The 16,075-nt window shown below is 68.4% G+C and carries 9 protein-coding genes; 7 read left to right on the top strand and 2 right to left on the bottom strand.

Annotated features, from left to right (window positions below):
* Nucleotides 1-35 precede the first annotated feature (35 nt).
* On the top strand, nucleotides 36-3,167 hold the full coding sequence (locus ACZYRS_RS18160; protein ID WP_463420365.1) for an amidohydrolase family protein: 3,132 nt from the start codon (nucleotides 36-38) through the stop codon (nucleotides 3,165-3,167).
* Between the two features lie 21 nt (nucleotides 3,168-3,188).
* Here the strand turns inward: ACZYRS_RS18160 and ACZYRS_RS18155 are convergent, their stop codons facing one another.
* Complete coding sequence (locus tag ACZYRS_RS18155; RefSeq protein WP_463420364.1) at nucleotides 3,189-5,888, bottom strand: bifunctional acetate--CoA ligase family protein/GNAT family N-acetyltransferase; 2,700 nt, start codon at nucleotides 5,886-5,888, stop codon at nucleotides 3,189-3,191.
* Nucleotides 5,889-6,196: 308 nt separating this feature from the next.
* On the opposite strand from ACZYRS_RS18155, the gene ACZYRS_RS18150 reads away from it, so the two are divergent.
* From ACZYRS_RS18150 to ACZYRS_RS18140, 3 genes are all read left to right on the top strand, one after another.
* Entirely contained in the window at nucleotides 6,197-7,555 is a 1,359-nt protein-coding gene (locus ACZYRS_RS18150; RefSeq protein WP_463420363.1) for a homoserine dehydrogenase, read from the top strand.
* A 205-nt stretch (nucleotides 7,556-7,760) separates the two neighbouring features.
* Nucleotides 7,761-9,071 (top strand): DUF2325 domain-containing protein, encoded by a 1,311-nt coding sequence (locus ACZYRS_RS18145; protein ID WP_463420362.1) that lies wholly within the window; start codon nucleotides 7,761-7,763, stop codon nucleotides 9,069-9,071.
* Nucleotides 9,072-9,113: 42 nt separating this feature from the next.
* Nucleotides 9,114-9,323, top strand: a complete 210-nt coding sequence (locus ACZYRS_RS18140) for a TOBE domain-containing protein (RefSeq protein WP_198783897.1) — start codon at nucleotides 9,114-9,116, stop codon at nucleotides 9,321-9,323.
* Nucleotides 9,324-9,449: 126 nt separating this feature from the next.
* Here the strand turns inward: ACZYRS_RS18140 and ACZYRS_RS18135 are convergent, their stop codons facing one another.
* Nucleotides 9,450-10,328 carry a substrate-binding domain-containing protein gene (locus ACZYRS_RS18135; protein ID WP_463420361.1) on the bottom strand — a complete coding sequence of 293 codons (879 nt, stop codon included), beginning with the start codon at nucleotides 10,326-10,328 and terminating at the stop codon, nucleotides 9,450-9,452.
* A 292-nt stretch (nucleotides 10,329-10,620) separates the two neighbouring features.
* On the opposite strand from ACZYRS_RS18135, the gene ACZYRS_RS18130 reads away from it, so the two are divergent.
* The 3 genes from ACZYRS_RS18130 (at nucleotide 10,621) to exbB (ending at nucleotide 16,072) form a co-directional block, all read left to right on the top strand.
* Nucleotides 10,621-13,794: a GLUG motif-containing protein gene (locus ACZYRS_RS18130; protein ID WP_463420360.1), complete on the top strand. Its 3,174-nt coding sequence runs from the start codon at nucleotides 10,621-10,623 to the stop codon at nucleotides 13,792-13,794.
* A gap of 150 nt (nucleotides 13,795-13,944) precedes the next feature.
* Nucleotides 13,945-15,606, top strand: coding sequence for a ShlB/FhaC/HecB family hemolysin secretion/activation protein (locus tag ACZYRS_RS18125; RefSeq protein ID WP_463420359.1), 1,662 nt, complete (start codon nucleotides 13,945-13,947; stop codon nucleotides 15,604-15,606).
* A 25-nt stretch (nucleotides 15,607-15,631) separates the two neighbouring features.
* Nucleotides 15,632-16,072, top strand: a complete 441-nt coding sequence (gene exbB / locus ACZYRS_RS18120; RefSeq protein WP_198783893.1) for a TonB-system energizer ExbB — start codon at nucleotides 15,632-15,634, stop codon at nucleotides 16,070-16,072.
* The last annotated feature ends 3 nt before the right edge of the window (nucleotides 16,073-16,075 follow it).

The following is a 16,075-nucleotide window of genomic DNA, read 5'->3' as shown; positions in this document are numbered from 1 at the left end:
GTGCGGAACAAGAAGACCAACAGGAGACCTCCCTCATGAAGATGCGCAAACATGCGCCGGCCCTGGCTGTTGCCGTGGCCGTCTCGGTGCTGATCGCCGGATGCGGCACCGACGGCAGCGGCAGCGGCCTCGTTTCCCGTACCGATTTCTCGGGTGTCACGAAGGCCGCCGTGCCGGTGACCAGCGTGAACACGCTGCAGGGCTCGACCAGGGACGTGTCGGTGGAATTCCACGAAGGCACCAACATGGCCGCCGCACCGTCGCCCGACGGCAAGCGCATCGCGTTCACCGCGATGGGCGCGCTCTGGATGCTGCCGTTGCGCGGCGGCATCGCCACGCGCATCACCAGCTGGGACATGGAGCCGACCGCGCCGGTGTGGTCGCCCGACGGCAGCCTCGTCGCGTTCCAGAACTACGACGCGGAAGGCAACTACCACCTGTGGGTCGTCAACCCCGACGGGTCGGGCCTGCGGCGCGTCACCACCGGTCCCAACGACGACCGCGAGCCTGCATGGACGCCGGACGGCAAGGGCCTGGTCTTCGCATCGGACCGCAGCAACGACGGCAACTACAAGATCTGGCGCGTGTCGCTGGACGCGGTCTACACGAGGCTGACCTCGGGCCCCGGCGCAGAAAGCAACCCGGTCCTCTCGCCCGACGGCAAGCAGCTTGCCTTCGTGGACACGGCGCGCGTCTTCACCCGCCCGGTCGGCGGCACCGAGGCGCCCAAGCTCATCGGCCCCGGCACCATGCCCGCCTGGGCGCCCGACGGCTCGGGCCTGGTGTTCCAGACCGACCGCAAGACACTGAGCGTGCGCGGCAAGGACATCGCGCAGAACGAAGACTTCTTTCCGTTCCCCGTGCGGCACCTTGCGGACGGCCGCTTCATGTACACGGCGGACGGCCAGATCAAGATCCGCAACGCCGCCGGCGAGGCGCCGGCCAACGTGCCGTTCAGCGCGACGCTCACCGTGCGCCGGCCCGTCATCGACAAGCGCAAGGACCGCGGCTTCGACACCCTGGGACCGCAGCCGGTGCGCGGCATCAGCGCACCGGTGATCTCGCCCGACGGACAGAGCATCGCCTTCGTCGCGCTCAACGACGTGTGGGTGATGACGATCGGCCAGTCACCCGTGCGCCTGACCAACGACAAGGCACGCGACGGCAGCCCGCAGTTCACGCCCGACGGGCGCGCCGTGTACTTCTCGACCGAGAAGGGCAACGGCGGCGCGCTGGCCATCGACCAGGTGGAGATCGGCTCCAAGCGGCGCACGCGTCTCGCGGCGATCCCCGCCAAGTCGATGGTCACGCCGAAGATGTCGCCCACGGGGGACCGCATCGCCTACACCACCGGCTCGGGCCAGCTGGAGGTGTGGGACATCGCCTCGCGCACGCCGCAGGTGGTGATCGCGCAGGTGAGCTCGCAGGTCAGCACGCCCTCGTGGCTGCCGGACGGCAAGCGGGTGGTGCTGGTGGACAACGAGCGCATCAACAACCGCTTTCGCGAGGGCTACAACAAGCTGCGCGTGATCGACATCGCGGGCAAGACCGGCACCTTCCACGCCGTGGCCAAGGCGCCGATGCAGATCTCCGACCGCGAGGAGGGCGCTGCGGTCGTATCGCCCGACGGCACCAAGGTGGCCTTCATCATGGATTCGGTGCTGCACGTGATGCAGCTGAACCCCGACGGCTCGCCCTTCGGCGCGCCGATCAAGCTCGCGGCAGAGACGGCGGACATGCCTTCGTGGGCGGGCGATTCGCGCACCATCCTCTACAAGGCGACCGACAAGCTCAAGACCATCGCGGCCGACGGTTCGGGCGCCCGGGAGATTCCGCTCGATCTCTCGTGGACGCAGGCCGTGTCGACCGGAACCACGGTCGTGCGCGCCGGCCGCCTGTGGGACGGCAACAGCGAGACCCTGCGCACCGATGTCGACATCGTGATCAACGGCAACCGCATCACCGCGATCCGCCCGCACGACCCGGCGGCTGCGCGGCGCGCCCGCAAGTACATCGACGCCTCGGCGCTCACCGTGATGCCGGGCCTGTGGGACCCGCACTTCCATCCGCTCACGCTGTACCAGGGCGGGCAGTACGGGCAGGTGGCCGCGTCGATGCTGGCCTATGGCATCACCTCGACGCAATCGGTCGCGGGGCCGCTGCACCAGAGCATCGAGATGCGCGAGGCGCTGGAGGCGGGCAACCTCGTGGGCCCGCGCCTGTTCGTCTCACCGCCGCTGTGGGAGGGCAACCGGCTTTTCTACAGCTTCGCGCGGACCCTGCGCAGGCCCGAGGTGGCCGACCTGGAGATCGCCAAGGCCAAGGCCATGGGCGTCGATTACCTGAAGTCGTACGTGCGCGCGCCGATCCCGATCATGGTGAAGATCGCGCAGGCCGGGCTCGACATGGGGGTGCCCACCGGCACGCACATGCTGGCGCCGGGCGCGGCGGCCGGCATCGGCGGCACCACGCACCTGTCGGCGACGCAGCGAATGGGCTATGGCTGGTCGAAATCGGTCGGCGGCTTCACCTACCAGGACGCCTACGACCTGCATGCGAAGGCCGATTTCCACCTGGTCGATACGCTCTTCTCCTCGCTCGCGCTGGTGGGGCAGGACCCGCTGATGACCAGCGACGACCGCTTCAAGCTGCTGATTCCGCCGAACTTCCTCGCGGGCCTGAGCGGCACCGCGACGCCGACGCCGGCCGTGCTGCAACTCGCGCGCAAGGACGCCGAGCAATCGGCCAAGGTGCAGCGCGCGGGCGGCCTCCTGGCCATCGGCACCGACACGCCGCTGGTCGCGCCGGGCATCGCGCTGCAGACCAACCTGCGCGCGGCGGGCATGGCCACCTCGAACCACCAGGCACTGCAGAACGTGACCCTCAACGCCGCGCGGATGAGCCGCGTCGAGCAGGACCTGGGCACGGTGGAAGTGGGCAAGCTGGCCGACCTGGTGATCGTGCGCGGCAATCCGCTGCAGGACCTGAAGGCCGCGGCCGCCGTCGAGTACGTGGTGAAGAACGGCGTGAGCATGTCGCTCGGCGAGATCCTCGCGCCGTTCCGCACGCCGGCCGCCCTGAGCGAGCGCAGGAAGGCGGTGGTCGCGTACGAGAAGCTGTGCCGCGCCGATCCGCACGACTGCGCGGACATGAACCACGCCGATTGAACGCGGCGGCGCGCTGGTGACCTACAGCTGGTAGGTCACCAGCTTGAAGTCCGGATCTTCGGGGAACGACTTCACGGTGAAGCCGATGCGGCGCACCAGCTTGAGCATGTCGGGGTTGTTGGCGAGCACGAGCCCGTCGACTTCCGCCAGGCCCCGGTCGCGCGCGACGTCGATGATGCTTTCGAGCAGCCGCGAGCCGATGCCCTTGCCGCTGAACTCGTCGGCCACCACCAGCGAGAACTCGCAGCTGGTCTGGTCGGGGTTGGTGACGTAGCGCGACACGCCCACGATGCGCTCGCTGTCCAGGATGGTGCCGTCGGGCGCGTTGCTGCGCTCCATCACCACGGCCACCAGCGCCATCTCGCGGTCGTAGTCGATCAGCGTGAAGCGCGAGAGCATCGAGGGCGGCAGTTCGTGGAAGCGCGAGACGAAGCGGAACCACCGGCTCTCGGGCGAGAGACCCTGCACCAGCGCCTGCAGCATCTGCGCGTCGTTCGGATGCACCGGCCGCACGGTGTAGAGGTCGCCGCCCGTGCCGGGAAGCGGCCATTCGCGCCGGTAGCGCGCGGGGTACGGCATGATGGCCAGGTGCTGGTAGCCGCTGCCCACGTGGCCTGCCACCGCCTGAGGGCTGCTGTCCACCACGATGCGCGCATCGACCGACACCGCGCCGTGCTCGTCCACGATGATGGGGTTGATGTCCATCTCGCGCAGCTCGGGCAGCTCGCACACCATTTCCGACACGCGCAGCAACACGTCTTCGAGCGCCTCCATGTTCACCGGATGGGCGCCGCGCCATTCGCCCAGCGTCTGGGCCACGCGCGAGCGTTCGATGAGGCGGTGCGCGAGAAACTGGTTGAGCGGCGGCAGCTCCATCGCGCGGTCGTTCATGAGCTCGATCATGGTGCCGCCCGCGCCGAACACGATGACCGGGCCGAAGGGCTCGTCGGTCACCAGGCCCACGTAGATCTCGCGGCCGCGCCGCGCCTTCACCATCTTCTGCACGGTCACGCCATTGATGCGCGCCTCGGGCGCGAGGCGGGCCACGCGCTCCATCATTTCCACGTAGGTGTCGCGCGCGCTGGTGCCGTTGAGCACGTTGAGCGCCACGCCTTCGACGTCGGACTTGTGGCTGATGTCGGGCGAATCGATCTTCAGCGCCACCGGAAAGCCCAGCTGCGTGGCGATCATCATGGCCTCGTTGGCGCTGCGCGCAAGCAGGGTGCGCGTGATCGGAATGTGGAAGCACGACAGCAGCGACTTCGACTCCATTTCCGTCAGCACCTTGCGCCGCTCGGCCAGCACGCTTTCGATGATCAGGCGCGCGCCTTCGATGTCGGGCTTGGCGAGCGCGGAGAGCGGCGGCGGCGTCTGCTGCAGCAACTGCTGGTTTTGATAGAAGGCCGCGATGTTGCCGAACGCACCCACGGCCGCCTCGGGCGTGCGAAAGCTCGGGATGGTGGCTTCGGCCAGCACGCTGCGCGCGGGTCCGACGGAGGCGTCGCCCATCCAGCAGGCGAGCAGCGGCTTGTTCATGGGGCGCGGGATGTCGGCCAGCGCGCGCGCCGTGGCGGCCGCATCGACGCCGGCCTTGGGCGAGAAGATGGCCAGCACGCCATCGACCTGGCTGTCGGCCGAGGCGGTGTCGATCGCGGCGCGAAAGTGCGCGGGCGTGGCGTCTTCGGAGAGGTCGATCAGGTCCGTGAGCGACGCGAGCGGCGGCAGCGCGGGCTGCAGCAGCTTCTGCGCGGGCGCGGAGAGCTTGCCCAGATCGAGGCCGATCTCGTTGATCCAGTCGGCCGCCAGCACGCCGGGGCCGCCACCGTTGGTGACCACCGCGAGCCGCTTGCCCACGGGCCGGTAGCGCGAAGCCAGGCACTTGGCCGCAGAGAAAAGCTCGACGAAGGAGCGCACCCGCACGGCGCCCGCGCGGCGCAGCGCGGCATCGAACACGTCGTCGCTGCCCACGATGGCCGCGCTGTGCGTCTGCGCCGCCGCGTTGCCGGCGGGCTTGCGCCCGGCCTTGAGCACCACCACCGGCTTGGCATGCGAGGCCGAACGCAGCGCGCTCATGAAGCGGCGCGCGTCAGAGATGCCTTCCAGGTACACGATGATGCTGTGCGTGGCCTGGTCGTTGGCCAGGAAGTCGAGCACCTGCGGAATGTCTACCGAGGTGTGTGGGCCCAGCGACACCACGCTGGAAAAGCCCACGCCGTTCTGCCGCGCCCAGTCGAGCATCGAGGCGGTGAGCGCACCCGATTGCGACACCAGCGCGAGCGGCCCGGCCTTGGCCAATGGCCCCGCGACGCTCGCGTTCAGGTGCAGCAGCGGGCGCTGGAAGCCCAGCGAATTCGGCCCGAGCAGGTGCACCCCTTCGCGGCGCGCGATCTTGCGCCACTGGGCGGCCTGTTCCGGCGCGATGCCGTTGGAGATGACCACCGCGGCCTTGCAGCCGATGCGGCCGGCGATCTCGAGAGCGGCCGCCACGTCCTGCGGCGCGAGCGCGATGAGGGCGAGGTCGGCATGCGTCTGCGAGAGTTCTTCGAGCGTGCCCTTGGTGCGCACGTCGAGAAAGCGCAGCGTGCCGTCGAAGCGGTTGGCGCGAAAGGCCTCGCGCAGCACGCGGCCCGCTGCGGTCTGGCCGCCGGGGTCGCTGGCATTGCCGACGAAGGCCACGGCCGAGGCCGGCGCGAAGAGCGGGGTCAGGAAGTGCTTGTCCATGGCTTAGTGTGCCCCGATCGACGGCGCCTGTCGCCAGTGCCCGCAGGGCTCCTGTACACTCCGCGCTCCATGTCGTGCCTCCCACTCCACACCGCATCCGCCGCTGCCCGCATGGGCCGGATGATGCCGCCTGCATTCCCGCAGGCAATGGGTGCACGAATGATTACCTCCATTACCTCCGCGGCCACCTGAGCACGCGCAGGTGGCCGTTCCGGCAGCCACCTGGTGAATCGCTCTTCTCCCCGAACGAATGAAACCCAGCTCTGGCAGCTGGGTTTTTTGTTTGTTCCTTCGTTCGGAGAAGTCCCATGTACCGCGATCCAGTCCTGTCCCTCCAGCCCCTTGCCGGTGTTCCCGCGGCCATGCGCCCGCTGCGCGTGGGCATGATCGGCATCGGCACCGTGGGCTCGGGTACCTTCCGCGTGCTGGCCCGCAACCAGGCCGAGATCGCCGGCCGGGCAGGGCGAGGGATCGAGGTGGCGATGGTGGCCGCGCGCAACCTGCCGCGGGCGGCCGGCATCGTGGGCGATGGCATCCCCCTGACCGATGACCCGATGCACGTCGCCACGCACCCCGACATCGACGTGCTGGTCGAAGTGGCCGGCGGCACGGGCCCCGCGCGCGACTGGGTGCTCGCAGCCATCGCGCACGGCAAGCATGTGGTCACGGCCAACAAGGCGCTGCTGGCCGAGCACGGCGCCGAGATCTTCGCGGCCGCCCGGCAGCACGGCGTGGCGGTGGCGTACGAAGGCGCGGTGGCGGTCAGCATCCCCATCATCAAGGCGCTGCGCGAAGGGCTCACCGCCAACCGCATCGAATGGGTCGCGGGCATCATCAACGGCACCACCAATTTCATCCTGAGCAAGATGCGCGACGAAGGCCTGGACTTCGCTGGAGCGCTTGCGCAGGCGCAAGCCCTGGGCTACGCCGAGGCCGACCCGGCCTTCGACATCGAGGGCATCGACGCCGCGCACAAGCTCACGCTGCTCGCCGCCAATGCCTTCGGCACGCCGGTGCGTTTTGCCGATGTGCAGGTGGAGGGCATCACCGCGCTGCAAGGCGTGGACGTCGCCTGCGCCGAGCAACTGGGCTACCGCATCAAGCTGCTGGGCATCGCGCGGCGGCGGGAGGAGGGCGTCGAGCTGCGCGTGCAGCCCGCGCTCGTGCCGGCCGCGCACCTGATGGCGCATGTGAACGGATCGATGAACGGCATCATGGTCAAGGGCGACGCGTCGGGCGTGACGATGTACTACGGTGCGGGCGCCGGCTCGGAGCAGACCGCCTCGGCCGTGATCGCCGACCTCGTGGACATGGCGCGGCTCGATGGCACGCATGCGGCGCAGCGCGTGCCGCATCTGGGTTTTCACGCGCACGCGATGAGCCAACTGAAGGCGCTGCCGCGCGCTGCGGTGCACACCTCGCACTACCTGCGGGTTCCGGTGCATGCGGCGAACCAGATCGAAGCGGTCGCGGCATTCTTTGCGGCACGGCGCATTCCGGTGCAGCAAGTCGTGTTGGCCGCGCAGGAGAAGACGGGGCCGCAGGTCCTGGTGCTCACGGGCCCGGCGCCGCAGGGCGAAATCGACCTGGCCGTGCACGCGCTGCAAGCAAGCGCGGCGGTGGCCGGCGCGGTGACGACGCTGCGGGTGGAGACGCTCGCCGGTTGACCGGTTTCAGTGCCCCAGCCGGTCCGATTCGCCGGCGGCGATGTCGGGCCGCGCGCGGCCTTCCACGTCCGGCCAGTGGAACTCATCGGGCGCGAAATATCCTGAAAAATATAGCGTATTGCTGATCTCGGTTTTTTATAGAGGAGCATTCGCCTTCGATTGAGGTTGACTTGGCATACGCTATGTCGCGTCGTATATTGCGAAGATGCTAAACCCGCCTTTCAGACGCCTGGCCTCGGCCAATACGGCCCCCGCGACACCCGACGGCCCCGCGCTGCAGCACGTCGCGGGCTGTTGCGAACCACCGGAAGGCGGCGACGAGGCGCCGAGCGGCCGCGTCCGTCTCTCGGACCTGGACACGAACTTCTATTGCTCGGTGATCGGCACCTGCCTGACCACCGCCGAGCTGCGCAAGCTCATCGCGCGCTTTGCGGACGTGCAGGGCGCGAGCGACCTGCACATCCATCACGAAGCGGTGCGGCTGGCCACGCAGAACGCCATCGTCTCCAAAGCGTTGCAAAAGGCGCTGGACCATCGGCATGCCGCCACCATCCAGCGCCTGTCGAGCCTGCACGACGCTCAGGCGCTCACTGCGTACTGGGAAGAAGCGCTGCACCAGGGCGAGATTCCGGGCTCTTACTGGGCCGTGCTCATGCACCGCAAGGGCACGCCCGAGCTGCGCAACCGGGCCTTCGGCGACATCCACATGCTGTCGCACCTGGTGGGCGCCGCCAACCGCGCCGACATCCGCCGTCTCGCCGCGCTGGAGCATGACAACGTCGAGTTGCGCGACCGGCTGGACCGGCATCAGTTGCGCTCGCAGGAGCTGATCGAGGAGCGCGACAGGCGCATCGCGCACTTGAAACTGGAACTGATCGAGGCTTCGAGGGCGAACGCGGCGCCGACCGCCACGGTCCCGACGAAGGCTCGCCTCGAAGAATCCGAGAAAGCCGCGGTCCTGATCGCGGTGCAAACCGAACGGCGCGAGCGCGCCGAACAGGCCTCGGCCTTTGCGGCCACCGAAGTGGCGCGGCTCACCGAGGAGCTCGAGCACCTGCGCGCACACGCGGTGGCGCTCGGCCGCGAGCTCGGCGCGGCCGAGACGCAGCTGAAGATGCATGCGGGCGAGGGCGCGTCCAACGCCTGCCTCGACCAGCAACTGCAGGGCCGGCGCATTCTCTACGTCGGCGGCCGGCCCAGTTCCGCGCCGGCGATCCGCGACCTGGTGCAGCGGCACGGCGGCGAACTCCGCCGGCATGGCGGCGCACTCGAAGATCGCAGCGGCCTCCTGGCGGCCGCGGTCTCGTGGGCGGAGGTGGTGGTTTTTCCGGTCGACTGCATCGACCACGAATCGGTCGACAACCTCAAGCGCCTGTGCACGCGCCAGCAGGTGCGCTATCTGCCGCTGCGCAGCGCCGGCATCGCGTCGTTCGCCGCGGCGTTCTCGGGTCCGCCGGTCGAAGACGCGGGCGAGGCCGGTGCCTCCAGCAGCCCGATCTGCCCCCGCCACGGATGAGCGCGCTCGATAGACTCGCGCCTTCAATCCCAAGGAGCCCCCATGAAAATCAGCGCCCGCAATGTCCTGTCCGGCAAGGTCGTCTCCATCGTCCGCGGTCCGGTGACGACCGAGGTCACGCTGGAAATCGCACCCGGCGTGCAGGTCGTCTCCACCATCACCAGCAGCTCCGCACAATCGCTCAACCTCACCGAAGGCGGTGCGGCCTACGCGGTGATCAAGGCCTCGAGCGTGATGGTCGGCACCGACTGATCTGCACATCCGGCGCGGCCGGCCAGCCGGCGCTGTCGCCGTGAAGCACACACACTGTCTTTGCCAATTCGTTTGACCGGATGGCTCGACAGGTGTGGCTCATGACGCTGCTTTCGCCTCTGGTCTTTAGAGGATGTAGCAGTTGTTCTGGATGATCGTGCGGCCGGCCGTGCTGCCCACGTAGGCGATGAAGGCATCGACCGCCGCATTGGTCGAGCCGGGCCGGCCGCGGATCGCCGCGGCGTCCTGCAGCAGGCGGTCATGCGGCGGGTTGCCGTTCACCGTGGCGGGCGTGTATTCGAAGTACGTGCCCGTGAGCGAGCGCACGGCGCCCGAGCCGTTGCACACCTGCGACTTGGCGACGAACCCGACGTTGGGATAGCTGGTCGCACCGGTGCTCGCATTCACCGCCGTGTAAGTGGTCCCGATGGTCGTGTATTGCGCGAACTTGGCGTCGTAGGCACCGCCCGGATAAGTGATGCTGTTGACGCGGCCGAGCACCTGCTGCGCCGCCGTGCCGTACGGCGCGGTGGTCGGGTTCGCGATCGCCACCTGGCCGTTCGCATAGGCATAGCTCGCCGGATTGGTGAAGCCGCTCGAGCCGCTCGTGCTCACGTTCGGGCCGTATTTGGACCACAGGATCAATTTACCTTCGGCATAGCGGAACGGCACCTGTACCACGCCGGAATAAGCCGCGCGCAGGGCGGCCGGCGTGGTGTCGTCCGCCGCAAAGAACAGGTCATACGGCGTGGTGCCGCCGGGTGCCGAGAGCGCGGTGCCGATGGCGGTCTGGAAATCGCCCGTCGCGCCGTAGGTCACGGTGAAGCTGCTGCCCGAGAACGGCAGGCCGGAAGCGCCGAAGGCATTGACCAGCTGGACCATTGCCCCCTGGAAATTCGCGGCCACGGCCACGTTGATGGACTGCGCCCACGTCGCGGACGAGCCCAGCATCAGCGCGGATGCAGAAACGCCCAGCGCGATTTTCTTGATCGAAAACTTTCTCACGGTATCTCCTCGATGAATTGGATGAATGACGGGTGTGAGTCTTTCGCGCTATATCGGTTTGTATATAGATTGCATAGCATGCGGGTAATGCATCGGCATTGAATTGCAGGGTATTGCTATTCAAAAACGCATCCGGACAGCACGTAAAAAATCACGGTCGCTATACTCTCAGAAATATAACGAGACAGGTGAACGAATGAAGCAGGTCACGAATAAATCCAGAAGCCGCTGCCCGCGATTGAATTCAAAAGTATGCGCAGCCATTTATGTGTTGCTTCATTCATCGATGGGAATGGCCGCGCCGCAGGGCGGCGTGGTCACCAGCGGCGCTGCCGCCATCGGCCAGGCGGGCAGCGTGACCCGCGTCGACCAGAGCACGCAGCGCGCGACCATCAACTGGCAGGGCTTCGGCATCGGCGCCGGAGAGACCGTCAACTTCATCCAGCCCAATGCCTCGGCGATCACGCTCAACCGCGTCGTCGGCAACGAGCGCAGCGTGATCGACGGCGTGTTGAACGCCAACGGCAAGGTCTTTCTCATCAACTCGAACGGCGTGCTTTTCAACCGCGGCAGCAGCGTGAACACCGCCGGCCTCGTGGCCAGCACGCTGGACATCAGCGATGCGGACTTCAACGCCGGACGCTATGCGTTCAGCGGCAATGGCGGTAGCGGATCGGTCATCAACATGGGCACGCTGACCTCGGCGAGCGGCGGGTATGTCGCGCTGCTCGGCCCATCGGTGTCGAACCAGGGCGTGATCGTCGCGACCAAGGGCACGGTGGCGCTGGGCAGCGGCAACAGGATCAGCCTGAACTTCAATGGCGATTCGCTGGTGAACGTCAGCATCGACGAAGGCACGTGGGCCGCGCTGGTCGAGAACAAGGGCGCGATCCAGGCCGACGGCGGCACGGTGATCCTCACCGCGAACGCGGCCAACCTGCTGCTGGGCAGCCAGGTGAACAACACCGGCATCGTGCAGGCGCGCACGGTGGACGATCTGAAGGGCAGCATCACGCTGCGCGCGGACGGCGGCACGGCCAACGTGGGCGGAACGCTGGATGCCTCGGCACCCGTGAGCGGCGACGGCGGAACCATCGCGACCGCGGGCCGCAGCGTCAGGGTGGCGGACGACGCCACCATCACCACCAGGTCCGCGAACGGCAACACCGGCATGTGGACGCTGGCCTCCGACGGCTTCACCGTCGGCGCGGGCGCGAACATCAGCGGCGCCCAGCTCGGCGCGCAGCTGGGCAACACCAACGTGGCGATCGCATCGACGGGTGCAAGTGGCGCCGGCGGCCACATCGACGTCAACCAGGCCGTGAACTGGTCGGCCGACACTGCGCTCACGTTGACCGCGGCCAACGATGTGCGCATCAACGCGCCGATCACGGCCACCGGCATGCGCGCGGGGTTGAACCTGAACTTCGGAGGGGACTACCGCATCGACACGACGCAGGGCGCATCGGTCACGCTGAGCGGCGCCAATGCGAGCCTGGCGATGAACGGGCAGGCCTACACGCTGATCCACAGCATGAGCGATCTGGAGGCGATCGACGACACGGGCGGTGTCGCGGCGGGGCGCTATGCGCTCGCGGGCAATCTCGATGCATCGGGCAAGACGTACAGCAACACGGTGGTGTCCAAACTATCGGGCACTCTCGCGGGGCTGGGTCACACGATCAGCAACCTGACGATCCTGGAGCCCGTGCACAACGACTTCATGCAGACACCCGTCGGCCTGATCGGCACGGCTCAGGTCGGTAGCGCGATCCGCGACATCGGCCTGGTCGGCGTCGACGTCAGCGGCTACGGCCGGGTCGGCGGGCTGGTCGGGGAGAACTTCGGCGGCAGCATCAGCCAAGCCTTCGTGACGGGGACGGTGCAGGGCGTCGTCAACGTGGGCGGGATGGTGGGCTACAACGGAAGCACCTTCGACCCGGTCACGTTCGAGCCCATCAGCGGCAACGGCATCATCTCGGACTCCTATTCCAGCGCCACGGTGACGGGGTCCTCCCGCTACACGGGCGCCTTCGGTTCCTTCAGCTACATCGGCGGGCTGGTAGGCCGGAACCAGGGCGGCACCTACAAGATTCTTCGCTCCAGTGCCAGCGGCGACGTGTCGGTTTTCAGCGACCCCAACTCCGGCATGCAGAACGGAAACATCGGCGGGCTGGTCGGCGGCAACATCAACGGCACCATCGCCGACTCCCATGCCACGGGCAACGTGTCGGTATCGGACAACTCGAGTTCCGTCGGCGGCTTGACCGGCCTCAACAACGGCCCCGACGCCGTTGTGACCAACAGCTACGCCACGGGCAACGTCACGGGCGGACAGGGCAACGTGGGTGGTCTGGTGGGCAGCAACATGAGCGGCCGCATCGTCGACTCCTACGCCACCGGCAACGTGACCGGCGGGCCGGTCGTCCTGGCTGGCGCCGAGAGCTATGGTGGGCTGGTGGGCTTCAACAGCGGGGGCAGCATCTCGGGCTCGCATGCGACCGGCGCGGTGACGACTTCCAGCGGAATTGCCGGCGGCCTGGTCGGGAACAGCGGCGGCAACGGCGCAAGCATCACCGACTCCTACGCGACCGGTGACGTGAGGGGCGGAGTCGGCAGCGGCGTGGGCGGCCTGGTCGGCTCGAACAGCGGCACCATCTCCGGCTCTCATGCCTCCGGCAATGCCTCGGGCGAAACCGCGGGCGGTCTGGTGGGCGGCAACCAGGGCACCATCACCGACTCCTACGCCAGCGGTAACGTGACCGGCTCCTACGCGGCCGGCGGCCTCGTCGGCCAGATGGACGGCGGCACGATCTCCAACTCGCGCGCCAGCGGCAACGTGACGGGCGGCACGGACTTCGACTTCACCGGCGGTCTGGTGGGCCGCATGCAGGGCGGCGACATCGACAACTCGCATGCGACCGGAACGGTCACCGGCGGCAGCGGCACCGCGGAGCTGGTCGGCAGCCACACGGGCACGGGCAGCATCACCAACAGCACTTACCGCGACGCAGCGGCCGAAGCGGCAGCCGAAGCCGCGGCCCGGGCCGCAGCGGAAGCGGCCGCCCGCGCGGCGGCTGCCCAGGCTGCGGCAGAGGCGGCGGCAACCGCGGCCGCACAGGCGTCGGCCCAGGCCGCGGCGCAGGCTTCAGCCGATGCGCAGGCCGCCGCCATCGCCGCAGCGCAAGCCGCCGCCCAGGCCGCAGCGTTGCAGGCTCGCGCCGATGCCGGCACCCGCCTCGCAGCAGCCGCCACCGCGGACGCCCAGCGCCAACCCGAACGCCCCGCCGCCCAGATGACCGCGGGCCTCACGCAACGGGCCGCCTTGCTGGCAGAGAACATCGTCTTCGCCGACAAGCGCAACTTCTCCGCCAACATCCAGCGCATCGAGATCGACGGCAAGGTCTTCGAGCTGGAGGACGAAGACAGCAAGGCGCCCGCCGCGCAGCCATCGACGCCGCGGTGAGGTCGCTCGCCCCCTTGCGGGGCGCCTTCGCCGATTCCGCCTCTCACTCCTCTTCCTCTGGCCCTCTCTCTTCGTTCCCGTTGCGACATGAACCCAGTCCGTCCCGCCTCGTCTTCACGCCGAGTGCATCCAGCGCTTGCCGCTTTCTCCGTGCTCTGCACATTCGCCGCCGCGAGCCATGCCCAGGTCCAGCCGGTGCCCAGCTACGGCATCGGTGATGCGCTCAGAGAGGCGCAGCCCCCGCGTCCGCCGGCCCCGAGCCAGCCGCCCGCGCCGGTGATCGTCGAAGAGCCCGAGCGGCCGATGAACCTGCCCGCCGGCGAAACGCTCGCGGTCCGCGAATTCAGGGTCGAAGGCGCCGACGCCATTCCGTCCGAGGAGCTGCAGGCCGCGCTCGCGCCGTACCGCGGCCGCGCGCTGTCGATGGCCGAGATCGAGCAGGCCGCCGGCAAGATCACGGCGCTGTACCGCAGCCGCGGCTACCTCGTGGCGCGGGCCTATGTGCCGCGGCAGGACGCGAGCGCGGGCACGCTGGTGATCCGTGTCCTCGTGGGCATCTACGGCAAGCTCACGCTCAAGAACCGCTCGCTGGTGCGCGACGGCACGCTGGGCGATGTATTCGCGCCGCTGCAAGCAGGGCAGGCCGTCTCCCGCGCGGACCTGGAGCGCGCGATGCTGCTCGTCGGCGACATGCCCGGCGCCGCATTGCCGCGCCTGACCATCTCACCGGGCGACGCACCGGGCACATCGGACTTCGATGTCGACGTGGGCGAGAGCAAGCACTTCACCGGCTATGTGCTGGGCGACAACCAGGGCTCGCGCTACACCGGCAAGAACCGGTTGAGCGCGGGGCTGGACATCAACTCGCCCTTCGGCATCGCCGACAAGCTGAGCCTCAACCTCATGGGCACCGAAGGCGGCGGCCTGGACAACGGCAGGCTGGCCTACAGCTTTCCATTGACCGCCAGCGGCCTGCGCCTGGAGCTGGCCGCCGGGCGCACGACCTACCACCTGGGCGGCGACTACAGCGACCTGGAGGCCAAGGGCAGGGCGCGCACCGCGGAGGCCACCTTCAGCTATCCGTTGCTGCGCACCCGTGAGCAGAACCTGTCGCTGAGCCTGAATCTCGCGAACCGGCGCTTGCGCGACGAGATCGGCGTGGCCGAGAACGTCGACAACAAGACCGCCAAGGTCGCCACCTTCGGCGTGCAGCACGAACGCTGGGGCGACCTGCTGGGCCGGCCGGGCTACACGAGCGTCAGTGCCGGGCTCAGCTACGGTCATCTGGACATCGCCGACCCCGTGCAGCAGGCCGCCAACAAGGCCGGCGCCGACACCGCGGGCACCTTCGCCCATCTCAACATGCGGCTCGCCGCGAACATGGAAGTCGCCAAGGGCTGGACCGCCAGCGCCGCGCTGAGCATGCAAAAGGCGCTACGCAACAAGAACCTCGACGGCAGCGAGCAGATGAGCATCTCGGGCCCCAACGGCGTGAAGGCGTACCGCGAGTGGGTGAGCGGCGACAACGGCTACCTGCTCAACGCGGAGTTGCGCTATGCATTGCCCGCGCCCGAAGGGCTCACGCATTCGGTGGGCGTGTTCGCAGACCTCGGCCGCGCGTGGCTGCAGAACGCCGCCTACACCGCCGCGCGCAATGGCGCGCGCCTGTCGGACGTGGGCGTGGGCTACCAGGCGCGCTACGGCGCGCTGTTCGGGCGGGTGCAGGTCGCGCGCGCTGTCGGGTCGCGGCCGGACGAAGTCGCGCGCGACGGCCGCACCCGCGTGCTGGTGCAGGCCGGCGTCGTTTTCTGAAGAAGATCGAGAAGGAAAAAAACCAATGAACACGAACTGGCTCGCCGGCGCCATCGACTACGGCGTCATCGGCCTCCTGGTGGTGCTGAGCGTGGTGGTCGTGGCCATCGGCATCGAGCGCGCCTGGCTCTACGGCCGCATCGACACGCACGCCATCCGCGACATCAAGTCGCTGGAGCTCGCCCTCACGCGCAAGCTCTTCGTCATCGCCTCGGTGGCGAGCAACGCGCCGTACCTGGGCCTCCTGGGCACGGTGTTCGGCATCATGCTGACCTTCTACAACATGGGGCAGGACGCCTCCATCGACACCGGCAAGATCATGGTGGGCCTGGCGCTCGCGCTCAAGGCCACTGCGGTGGGGCTGGCGGTGGCGCTGGTTTCGGTGGTGCTCTACAACACGCTGCTGCGCAAGGTGCAGGTGTTGATCCTCGAATGGGAGATCGCGCGTGACCGAAAAGCCGATTGACAG

This window comes from Variovorax sp. AC194, assembly GCF_979257995.1.
The sequence above is the reverse complement of the archived record's forward strand: the minus strand, read 5'-3'. Positions and strand labels throughout refer to the sequence as shown.

What these genes read in the sequence shown, in the direction of transcription:
- ACZYRS_RS18160 (WP_463420365.1), top strand. Translation starts at nt 36, where the DNA reads ATGAAGATGCGCAAACATGCGCCGGCCCTGGCTGTTGCCGTGGCCGTC.
- ACZYRS_RS18155 (WP_463420364.1), bottom strand. Translation starts at nt 5,888, where the DNA reads ATGGACAAGCACTTCCTGACCCCGCTCTTCGCGCCGGCCTCGGCCGTG.
- ACZYRS_RS18150 (WP_463420363.1), top strand. Translation starts at nt 6,197, where the DNA reads ATGTACCGCGATCCAGTCCTGTCCCTCCAGCCCCTTGCCGGTGTTCCC.
- ACZYRS_RS18145 (WP_463420362.1), top strand. Translation starts at nt 7,761, where the DNA reads ATGCTAAACCCGCCTTTCAGACGCCTGGCCTCGGCCAATACGGCCCCC.
- ACZYRS_RS18140 (WP_198783897.1), top strand. Translation starts at nt 9,114, where the DNA reads ATGAAAATCAGCGCCCGCAATGTCCTGTCCGGCAAGGTCGTCTCCATC.
- ACZYRS_RS18130 (WP_463420360.1), top strand. Translation starts at nt 10,621, where the DNA reads ATGGCCGCGCCGCAGGGCGGCGTGGTCACCAGCGGCGCTGCCGCCATC.
- exbB (WP_198783893.1), top strand. Translation starts at nt 15,632, where the DNA reads ATGAACACGAACTGGCTCGCCGGCGCCATCGACTACGGCGTCATCGGC.